The organism is Mesorhizobium sp. M7A.F.Ca.MR.362.00.0.0, from assembly GCF_004023175.1.
Taxonomy (GTDB): domain Bacteria; phylum Pseudomonadota; class Alphaproteobacteria; order Rhizobiales; family Rhizobiaceae; genus Mesorhizobium.
The window spans coordinates 1-10,157 of the sequence record NZ_RZTF01000237.1 but is presented as its reverse complement, the minus strand read 5'-3'; the positions used below and the strand labels follow the sequence as shown (position 1 = coordinate 10,157).

Annotated in this window: 12 protein-coding genes; 10 read left to right on the top strand and 2 right to left on the bottom strand. The window is 62.6% G+C overall.

All coding sequences use genetic code 11. The features are described from left to right. Nucleotides 1-296, bottom strand: a 296-nt coding sequence (locus EOC06_RS24495) for a LysR family transcriptional regulator (RefSeq protein WP_164898713.1), incomplete at its 3' end; no start/stop codon positions are given. A 135-nt stretch (nt 297-431) separates the two neighbouring features. Here EOC06_RS24495 and pxpA point away from each other — a divergent pair. From pxpA to EOC06_RS24445, 10 genes are all read left to right on the top strand, one after another. Then, complete coding sequence (gene pxpA / locus EOC06_RS24490; protein WP_128308995.1) at nt 432-1,154, top strand: 5-oxoprolinase subunit PxpA; 723 nt, start codon at nt 432-434, stop codon at nt 1,152-1,154. Between the two features lie 66 nt (nt 1,155-1,220). Next, a complete protein-coding gene (locus EOC06_RS24485) occupies nt 1,221-1,454 on the top strand; it encodes an acetyl-CoA carboxylase (protein WP_027036285.1) in 234 nt (77 codons plus the stop codon). Continuing rightward, the gene (locus EOC06_RS24480; RefSeq protein ID WP_128308994.1) at nt 1,454-2,800 is read left to right on the top strand and encodes an acetyl-CoA carboxylase biotin carboxylase subunit; all 1,347 of its coding nucleotides are present in this window, start codon (nt 1,454-1,456) and stop codon (nt 2,798-2,800) included. Before EOC06_RS24485 ends, EOC06_RS24480 begins: the two co-directional genes overlap by 1 nt. A 9-nt stretch (nt 2,801-2,809) precedes the next feature. Continuing rightward, nucleotides 2,810-3,685 (top strand): allophanate hydrolase subunit 1, encoded by an 876-nt coding sequence (locus tag EOC06_RS24475; RefSeq protein WP_127326913.1) that lies wholly within the window; start codon nt 2,810-2,812, stop codon nt 3,683-3,685. After that, a complete protein-coding gene (locus tag EOC06_RS24470; protein ID WP_127326912.1) occupies nt 3,675-4,646 on the top strand; it encodes a biotin-dependent carboxyltransferase family protein in 972 nt (323 codons plus the stop codon). Before EOC06_RS24475 ends, EOC06_RS24470 begins: the two co-directional genes overlap by 11 nt. Nucleotides 4,647-4,895: 249 nt before the next feature. Continuing rightward, nucleotides 4,896-5,648: an ABC transporter ATP-binding protein gene (locus tag EOC06_RS24465; protein ID WP_027163992.1), complete on the top strand. Its 753-nt coding sequence runs from the start codon at nt 4,896-4,898 to the stop codon at nt 5,646-5,648. Continuing rightward, nucleotides 5,645-6,379, top strand: coding sequence for an ABC transporter ATP-binding protein (locus tag EOC06_RS24460; protein ID WP_027036290.1), 735 nt, complete (start codon nt 5,645-5,647; stop codon nt 6,377-6,379). Before EOC06_RS24465 ends, EOC06_RS24460 begins: the two co-directional genes overlap by 4 nt. Nucleotide 6,380: 1 nt before the next feature. Then, the gene (locus EOC06_RS24455) at nt 6,381-7,286 is read left to right on the top strand and encodes a branched-chain amino acid ABC transporter permease (protein WP_127319977.1); all 906 of its coding nucleotides are present in this window, start codon (nt 6,381-6,383) and stop codon (nt 7,284-7,286) included. 4 nt (nt 7,287-7,290) lie between these two features. Further along, nucleotides 7,291-8,382 carry a branched-chain amino acid ABC transporter permease gene (locus EOC06_RS24450; RefSeq protein ID WP_027036292.1) on the top strand — a complete coding sequence of 364 codons (1,092 nt, stop codon included), beginning with the start codon at nt 7,291-7,293 and terminating at the stop codon, nt 8,380-8,382. 43 nt (nt 8,383-8,425) lie between these two features. Next, nucleotides 8,426-9,619, top strand: coding sequence for an ABC transporter substrate-binding protein (locus tag EOC06_RS24445; RefSeq protein ID WP_127326908.1), 1,194 nt, complete (start codon nt 8,426-8,428; stop codon nt 9,617-9,619). Nucleotides 9,620-9,735: 116 nt separating this feature from the next. On the opposite strand, the gene EOC06_RS24440 is transcribed toward EOC06_RS24445, so the two are convergent. Next, on the bottom strand, nt 9,736-10,157 hold a 422-nt coding region (locus EOC06_RS24440; protein WP_245470004.1), incomplete at its 5' end, for a nuclear transport factor 2 family protein.

The following is a 10,157-nucleotide window of genomic DNA, read 5'->3' as shown; positions in this document are numbered from 1 at the left end:
ATGCCCAGCCGCAGCTTGCCCGCCAGGCCTTTCCTATCGCGCAACGGGCTTCGGACGGCGGCAGCGACGGCCCCGGTGATAACACGCGCATGTTCAAGAAACCTCGCGCCCTCCATCGTCAGTCTTACGCCAGCGTGGTTACGCTCCAAAAGCCGTACGCCCAGGTCAGCCTCAAGCGTCTTTATCGCCGCAGTGACGGCCGATTGCGAGATGTTGAGTTCCACCGCAGCATGACTGACCTGTCCGCTCTCGGCGGTCGCGATAAAATAATCAAGCTGTTTCAAGGTGATGGTCATGGTGCGCTCCGGCCCAGAACCATTATCTGTTTTTTTGATATGACAATCAATAAACTACTATTTCACAAACGCCCTCGCATGCGCAAAAAATGCTGCAACGCCGCAAAGACGGCAGCTTCGAGGGGTAACAATGCGATGGCGGTGACGCTAAACTGCGACATGGGCGAAAGCTTTGGCCTCTACAAGGTTGGCGATGATATGGGCATGATGCCCATCATCGACGTTGCCAATGTCGCCTGTGGTTTTCATGCCTCCGATCCGGATCACATGCACGCCGCCGTCCGCAGCGCCAAGGCGAGTGGCGTAAGGATCGGCGCCCATCCAGGCTTGCCCGACATTCAGGGTTTCGGCCGGCGCGAGATGCGGATGACCCGCGAAGAAGTCAGGAACACCATCATTTACCAGGTGGGAGCGCTTGCCGGCTTCCTCAGGGCCGAGGGTGTGGAACTCCACCACATCAAGCCGCATGGCAGCCTCTACTTCATGGCCATGCAGCAGGAGGCAATCGCCCATGGCGTGTGCGACGCGGCAGAGATTTTCGGCGTACCCCTCTTCGGCATGACGGGCACCCTGCATGAGAAGATCTATCAAGAGCGCGGTATCCCATTCGTCGCCGAGTTCTATGCCGATCTCGACTACGATGCCTCCGGCAAGCTGATCTTGACACGCGTTCATGACGCCAAGGACCCCGCAGAGATGGCCGAGCGGTGCATACGCGCCATCAAGGAGGGCGAGGGCACGGCAGAGGACGGCAGTTTCTTCCCCGTACGCTGCGAAACCATCTGCGTGCATTCCGATACGCCGAACGCCATCGAAATAGCCAGGGCCGTGCGCACCGCAATCGCCCCCTGGCACTGAACTCGATCGAACCCGCCCGCGCGGGCGGTTCCAAATTAGTCTGTCCGCAGTTTTCCGGAGCTTTTTATGGCCCAGATTCTTTCACCTCTTCCCGGCACTTTTTATCGCAGCGCTTCGCCAGACCAGCCGCCCTACAAGGCGGATGGCGACGCGGTGTCCGCCGGAGACGTAATCGGTCTCATCGAAGTGATGAAGTCGTTCCACGAAGTGAGGGCCGAGACGGCCGGTACGAACATCCGCTTCCTTGCCGACAATGAGGACCCCATCATGGCCGGCGCACCTATTGCGGATCTCGACTGATGCTGAAAAAGCTTCTGGTTGCCAACCGGGGCGAGATAGCGGTCAGGATCATCCGGGCCGCGCAAGATTTGGGGATCGCCACCGTGGCGGTGTATTCGGCCGCAGACGCCGAGTCGCTCCACGTCCAGCTTGCGGACGAAGCGGTCAACATCGGCCCACCAGCGGCAAAGAAGTCCTATCTCAATGTCGAAGCAATTCTGAAGGCTGCCCGCGACACCGGTTGCGACAGCGTTCATCCGGGCTATGGGTTCCTTGCCGAGAATGCCGCGTTTTCCGACGCGGTCACAGGCGCTGGATTGGTCTTCGTCGGCCCGTCGGGAGATGCGATCCGGATGATGGGAGACAAGGTCTCGGCGCGATCGGCCGCCGCCGCTGCAGGTGTCCCTGTGGTGCCTGGCTCGGCTGGCCGGGTCGAGGGCCTCAAGGCTGGCCACGAGGTGCTGACCGCAACCGGTTTTCCGGTGATGATCAAGGCGGCGGGCATCCGCATCGCCAACTCGCTCGCCGAGTTCGAACAAGCCTTTCCTCAGGCCGAAGCAGAAGCCCTCGCCGCCTTTGGCGACGGTGGCCTCTACATGGAAAAAGTGATCGGCAAGGCCCGCCATATCGAGGTGCAGGTGCTGGCAGACGGAAGCGATGCCATTCACTGCTACGAGCGGGAGTGCTCGCTGCAGCGGCGACGCCAGAAGGTTTGGGAGGAGGCGCCGTCGCGCGCACTTTCAGACAGGCTGCGCGAAGAGCTCTGCGCTTCGGCGGTCGCATTGGCCAAGGCGGTCAAATACTCTGGTGCCGGCACGGTAGAGTATCTTTATGACGATGAAGCAGATCGCTTTTACTTCATCGAGATGAACACCCGCATTCAGGTCGAGCACCCGGTCACCGAGGCGATCACCGGCATCGACCTCGTTGCGGAGATGCTTCGCATCGCCGGCGGCGAGAAGCTGAGGTTCAGGCAGGGCGATGTCTCCGTCAAGGGGCATGCGATCGAAGTCCGGCTCAATGCCGAAGACCCGGCGAAGGAGTTCGCTCCATTCCCCGGGCAGGTGGCCGAGCTTCGCATTCCCGGCGGTCCGGGCGTACGCTTCGATTCGATGCTCTACCAAGGCTATCAGGTACCGCCCTTTTATGACTCGCTGCTTGCCAAGCTGATCGTGCATGCAGAGACGCGCGAGGCGGCGATAGTGCGCCTGATCCGCGCGCTCAACGAGTTGAAGATCGGCGGGCTCAAGACCACCAAGCCGCTGTTTCTTGCGCTGGCCGCCGATCCGGCGGTACGGGCGGGAGACGTGCATACCCGCTGGCTGGAAGGCTGGCTCATCGAAAACGCCGCAGCATTGGCGGGTTAAGGAGGACCGATGTCGATACGATTCAACTTCGGCGGTGACGAACATATCTTCGGCGAGGTGTCCGAAGAAATGTCGCTCACCTCCTTCTTTACCGGCCTTTCGATGACGAACGCGGTGCGTACGGCAGGCATCCGAGGTGTCACCGAGATCTGCCCAGCCAACGCCAGCTTCCAGATTCGCTTCAACCCCGACATCGTCAAGCCGCAGGATTTGCTCAGCGAACTGAAGTCGATGGAAGAGGCGGCCTCGAAGGCGGACCCGGTGCTGAAGACCCGGATCATCGAACTGCCGGTTTATTTCCAGGATCCATGGACGCGTGAAACCTGCCTGCGCTTCCGCGAGCGCCATCAGGACCCCTCCTCCACCGATCTTGAATATTCGGCACGCATCAACGGCTACGCCACGGTGGAAGAGTTTATCACGGCCTATTCCGGCCAGCCCTGGTTCGTGTCCATGGTCGGCTTCGTCGCCGGACTCCCCTTCCTGTACCAGATGGTTGAGCGCAAGAAACAGATTCAGGCGCCGAAATACTTGCGTCCACGCACCGACACTCCCAAGCTCACCATTGGCCATGGCGGCTGCTTTGCAGCGATCTATTCGGTGCGCGGCGCTGGCGGCTACCAGATGTATGGCATAACCCCGGCTCCGATCTACGACCCGACCAGGAAGGTGCGCTACCTCTCCGATGATATGTGCCTGTTCAAGCCAGGCGACATCGTCAAGTTCAAGGCCATTGGCCGCGATGACTACGACGCCACGCTGGAGGAAATCGAAGCCAATCGGTGGCAGCCGACGGTTCGCGAGTGCACCTTCAGCCTGAAGGACTTCAACAGCGATATTTACGGCACCAATGCAAAGCTGATGGAGCTTATCAATGGCCGTTAAGGTAATCTCTCCCGGCCTCTCCACTTCCGTGCAGGACCTTGGCCGACCAGGCCACTACCATGTCGGCATTCCCGAAGGCGGCGGCATGGACCGCTTTGCCACACGCATCGCAAACCTGCTTGTCGGCAACGATCCGGGTGCCGCGGTGCTCGAAGCCACCTTCATGGGCCCCGAACTCGAATTCACCCAATCCGCGGTCGTCGCCGTCACGGGAGGAGAACTCCCCCCCAAACTCAATGGCGAGGAACGGCCGACCTGGGAAAGTTTTCCGGTGAAGGCCGGTGACCGGCTTTCCTTCGGCTTCCTCAAGGGCGGCGCGCGCGCTTATCTGGCCGTCTCCGGCGGTATCGACGTACCCGTGGTTCTCGGTTCGCGCTCGACTTACATTCTGGGCGCACTCGGCGGCCATCAGGGCCGCACGCTGAAGACGGGTGATGAGCTTCCCCTCGGCGAAGGTTCCGGCAAAGCCGGTCTTTCACTGCCTGCAAATCTGCGCCGCGCGGGCAATAGTCCGGCGGAACTCAGAATGCTTCCCGGCATGTACTGGCATCGGATCACTGAAGCTGCCGGCACTCGGTTCTTTGAGGAAACCTGGAAGGTCGCACCCGAAGCCGACCGCATCGGCTATCGCTTCCGGGGTGGGACGCCGCTGGAATTCGTCGAGCGCGAGCAGCCTTTCGGTGCGGGCTCCGACCCCTCGAACATCGTCGATGCCTGCTATCCCTACGGATCCGTCCAGGTGCCGAGTGGCACGGAGCCGATCGTTCTTCACCGGGACGCGGTTTCGGGTGGCGGGTACATGATGCTGGGCGTGGTGATATCGGCCGACATGGACCTTATCGCCCAGCTCCAGCCGCACACCCCGGCACGCTTCGTTCCGGTGACGCTGGAAGACGCGCTTGCCGCGCGAACCGAACAGCGCGCCGCGCTGGCGCGTGCTGAAGGGCATCTGGCCGGCTGACGTCAGCCGGGAAAATGCCGGCGGAGGAGCCGGTGGCGAGGAGATCGGCCGGCCAAAACCGACCGTGCGTGGCGGAAGACAAAATCCGGTGCGCGAAACGACAAGACGACGCCGGGCAACGGCGTGAATTTGGCACCCGAGCAGTCCGCTAGAGACCGCCGGAACCGACAGGGGAAGACATTTGCAACGTGACTGGCCGCAAGGCCGGATGCTTCGCGCCTTTCCGTCGGTAGAAAGAAGGAAAGGGTCATGAGTCATCTGAGCGCGGAGAACGTCTCGGTATCGTTTGCGGGGCTGAAGGCCCTGTCATCGGTAGACCTCCAAATTACGCCCGGCCGCATCAGTGGCCTCATCGGCCCGAATGGCGCTGGCAAGACCACGCTCGTCAACGTGCTGACCGGCTTCCAGGCACCGACGGAAGGCACCATCAAGCTCGACGGGGCAGCACTCACAGGTCTCAAGCCGCATCAGGTCCGGCGGCGCGGCATTGCCCGCACCTTCCAGGGTGGGCGGCTCTTCCGCGACCTGCCTGTGCTGGACAATTTGGAGGTGACCGGCGTTGGTCTGGGAATGAGCCGGCGCGCTGCCATCGCCGAAGCGGAAGCGATGCTCGACTGGATAGGCATCGGTGCGCTGGGCACCCGCATCGCCGGAACGTTGCCATATACGGACGAGCGCCGCGTCGCCATTGGCCGCGCCCTGATGGGACGGCCCGCGTACATCCTGCTCGACGAGCCCGCGGCTGGCATGAGCGCGCTGGAGGCGCGGGAGCTTTCGGCCCTGATAAGACATATCGCCAGCGATCTCGGCTGTGGTGTCCTGCTCATCGAGCACAATGTCGGGCTGGTGCTCGGCCTTTGCCAGCATATCGTCGTGCTCGATTCCGGAGCGATCATCGAGGAAGGCCCGCCTGCCGCGATCCGCGACAGCGAGAAGGTGCGCCACGCCTATATGGGCACGGCCGCGAACACCGACCTGCCTGTGCTGGAGGCGATGGAATGAGCCTGCTCGCCCTTTCCGATATCACTATCCGCTACAGCCGTCTCACGGCGGTCCGAAATGTCTCCTTCTCCATGGACGAGGGAGAAATCCTGTTCATCACCGGCCCGAACGGAGCCGGGAAGTCTTCGCTGCTGCGCGCGATCGCCGGTGTTACGCCAGTGGCGGGCGGCCGGATCGACCTTGCAGGTCATGAGATCACCGGCCAGGCGCCGGAGAACATCGCCCGGCTCGGATTCTCCATGGTGCCGGAGGGGCGCGATGTCTTCGGCTCGCTGACGACCGAAGAGAACCTTCTGGTCGGAACCGGCATGCACGCCCGCGAACGCGGCTGGCGCAGCCGAGCGGCCGACGAACTCGAAGCCGTCTACGCAACCTTCCCGATGCTGAAAGAGAGGCGGCATGGGCAGGCGGGATTGCTGTCCGGCGGGCAGCAGCAAATGCTGGTCATCGGACGCGCGTTGATGACCAATCCGCGGCTTGTAGCCATCGACGAGCCTTCGCTGGGCCTCGCCCCCAACATCAACGACCAGGTCTATGAGCGGCTGATCGCGCTGCGTGCGCAGCGCCAGCTCACGCTCCTGATCGTTGAGCAGAGCTCGGCCCGGGCGATGATGGTGGGCGGGCGGATGATCCTGATGCGTGGCGGACAGATCGTGCTCGATGGCGACGCGCGGACGCTCGGCAATGGCGAGGCGATCCAGGCTGCCTATTTCGGTTACGAGGACCACTGAGATGCTCCAGATCCTGTTCGACGCACTCTCGCTTGGCTCGCTCTACGCGCTGGGCGCGCTTGGCATCGCCCTCATCTTCGGTGTGATGCGGCTGGTGAACTTCGCGCATGGCGACGTCATCGCCTTCTGCGTCTTCGCGCTGCTGTGGCCGTCAACCGACGCCATGGCCATCGTCTTCGCCGGCCAATTGCCGTGGTACCTGCTGGTGCCCTTCGTTCTCCTCTGCGGGGCCGGGCTGTCGGTGCTGTGCGAAGTCGTCGTCTTCAGGCGGTTCCGCCAGGCAAATCCGGCAACCATGATGATCGCCTCCTTCGCGCTCGGTTTCGTCATTCGCTACTTCCTGCTCATGCTTTTCTCCAGTCGGCCGAAATCAATCTCGCTGCTGCCCGAACTGTCCCAGCCGGTGGAGATCCTGGGTGCCAGGCTTCCCCTCCTCCAGCTCATAACAATCGTCGCCACGATGGTCATCCTGATCGGCCTGACACTGTTCCTGCGTCAAACCCGCTTCGGCCTGGAGATGCGGGCGGCGGCCGAGAACTTCTCGATGGCCCGCATGCTGGGTGTGCGTGCGAACCGGGTCATCATGGGCGCGTTCGCCCTCTCCGGCGCATTGGCCGCCGCCATTGCGCTGATCTTTGGCGCCCAGACAGGCACGCTGGACATCCAGATGGGCGCCTCGATCATGTTGATGGCCTTCATCGCCACCGTCATTGGCGGCCTCGGCAGCCTCGGGGGGGCCGTGCTCGCCGGCTTCCTGCTGGGCGCCGCCTCGGTGATCATGCAGGTCATGCTGCCCATCGACGCCCGGCCGTTCCGCGATGCCTTTGTCTATGGAGCGGTCATCCTCGTTCTCCTCTTCCGCCCGCAAGGGCTCATTGCCGCGCGCGGCACCAAGGAAAGGGTCTGATTTCATGGCCGCCGCCGCCTCCCTTGCCAACTCTACAGCTGCCGGTGCCGCGACTGCCGAGCGAAAGCCCGCCCGCTTCGCGCTTGCCCGCCGCACAATCCTGACGCCGGTCCTGCTTTCTCTGCTGCTGCTGGCCATCGCGCTGATCACGGTGATGACCGGATCGCGGCCCTTCAACCAGACGGTGATCGACGTGTTCGTCCGCGTCATCCTCGTCGTGGGCCTATACATCTTTATCGGAAATTCCGGCGTTCTCAGCTTCGGGCATATCGGCTTCACCTGCCTTGGCGCCTACGCCGCCGCGTGGCTCACCATCAATCCGATGATGAAACGCGGTTCGCTGCCGGGACTGCCCGAATGGCTGCTGGCGACCCGTTTGCCGTACTGGCAATCGGCCGTGCTGGCGGCATTGTTCGCCGCCCTCGCCGCTCTCATCTTCGGGCGGGTGCTGATGCGATTATCGGGCATCGCAGCATCGATCGCGACCTTCGCGATGCTCGCCATGATCAACACGATTTATTCCAACTGGGAGAGCGTGACCGGAGCGACCTCATCGGTCGTCGGCATTCCGATCGTGCGCATGATCTGGCCGTATCTCATCGGCGCCGTGGCCGCAATCTTCATCGCCTGGGCGCACGCGATCTCCCGGTCCGGCCTGGCCCTTCGTGCTGCCCGCGACGAGCCCACCGCCGCCGCGGCTTCCGGTATCGACATTCCCAGGGAAAGACTGGTGGCGTTCGTCGTATCGGGCGCGGTGATGGGGCTGGGCGGTGCGCTCATGGCTCATTCCATCGGCGTGGTCACACCCGATACATTCTATCTCGGTCTCACCTTCATCACCCTTTCCATGCTCGTCGTCGGCGGCATGGGCAGCCTGTCGGGGGGTGTGGTGGGTGTCGTCCTGCTGTCCGCCCTCATCCAGGCGCTGCGCTGGCTGGAGGCAGGCGTATCGCTCGGCGAGTCCACTTTCGCCCTCCCGAAAGGGGTTCAGGAAATAGCCCTCGGCGTCATCATGATCGTGATCCTCGCGCTTCGCCCATCCGGACTCATGGGCAACCGCGAACTCACCTTACCCCGCAGCAGTCGCAACAAGTGACCGGCGGCACAAGCCCGACCGGAAAACAAAAAAGGAGACGTGCATGACATACAAAATGAGAATTGTCGCAACCGCTCTGGCCTCGATGTCCATCGCATACCCGGCCCTGGCCGATGACAAGACTATCGTCATCGGCTTCGCCACTGCGGAGTCAGGCTTCATGGAAGCCTATGACAAGCCTGCGCAGGAGGCGGCCCTGATCCGCATTGACGAGATCAATGCGGCTGGCGGTCTGCTGGGAAAGCAGATCAAGGTCGTCAAGGCCGACACCAAGTCCGACCGGGCCGAAGGCGCCAAGGCGGGCCTCTCCGTGCTCGACCAGGGTGCGGATCTTGTGGTCGTCTCCTGCGACTACGACTTCGGATCGCCGGCTGCGCTCGCGGCCGAGGACGCGGGCCGTATCTCCTTCTTCCTGTGCGCGGAATCGGTCAAGGCCGGTATCCAGGGTGTCGGCCCGCACAGCTTCTCCGCGTCGGTGCTGGCGGCCGTGCAGGGCGCAACCATGGCCGAGTGGGCATTCAAGGAAAAGGGCGCAAAGGACTTCTACCGTCTGCTCGATACTTGGACGGCCTACAACAAGGGCATCTGCGACGGCTTCGACTGGATGATGCCGAAGCTCGAAGCCCAGGGCGCGAAGCTTGTCGGTGAAGACACCTTCAAGAACGAGGACGCCTCCATCGCCGCGCAGATCACCCGCATCAAGTCTCTGCCGAAGGAGCCGGATGCGATCATGCTTTGCACGATGATGCCGGGCGCTGTCTCGGCCATCAAGCAGCTTCGCGCCGCGGGTATCAACTCCATGATCCTGAATGGATCGGGCGTCGACGGTAGCTATTGGCTCTCGGCTGTGCCCGATCTGACGAACTTCTACGTCCCCGTTCAGGGATCGATCTATGGCGACGATCCCAATCCGGCCGTGCTGAAGTTCAATGCCACCTACAAGCAGAAGACAGGCGCCGATCCCTCGAGCCAGTATGTCTTTCCGGGTTACGTCATGGTCGACGTCTGGGCCAAGGCGGTGGAGCGTGCAGGCACGGCCGATGCCGACGCGGTCGTCGCGGAGCTGGAAAAGATGAAGAATGAGCCGACGCTGTTCGGGCCTCGTACCTTCTCGCCGGAACTACATCACCAGAACCAGACACGGTACCTGATCGTCGAGACCAAGGCCGGCAAGCCGGGTGTTGTAGGCAACTGGACGATTTCCGAGCCGGTACCGATGGAAGCCTTGCTCAAGTAGGAGAAGATGGGCCGGGTAAGCCCGGCCCTTTCGTCCTTTGAGGATCTTGCTTTTGGACAAAAAACGAGGGCGGCCCGCTTGGGCCGCCCTTGTCGCCCGATGAATTCAGATTTTCGCTACCCTCGCGCTTTGCGGTAGGAATCCTTGAGCGCTATGAGCTCCCCCGAGAAAGCGAAGATATCGCAGCCGTCGACTTCGATTTTCTGCCCCGCTGCCGTGGTGCCGACGAAGCGCCATGATGAAAGCCCGGTGTCGCCCGTCACGACGTGCCGTCCCCTGGTCCACGCGGCTTTCGGGAAGGCATCGAACAGCGCTGCATAGGCGGCGCGCACGGCGTCACGCCCCATATGCTTGCGCCCTTCGGCATCGGGTCCAGCCGAGCCGTGGAAAGCGCAATTCTCAGCCATGCAGTCCATCAGCGCGCCCACGTCGCGGGCGTTCCAGGCCGCGAGGAACCGGTCGAGCACGGCCTGCCGCTTGGCTGCGAGATCGCCGGCTTCAACGACCTCGACCTCCAGGAAGGCGAGCGGTGCATCGC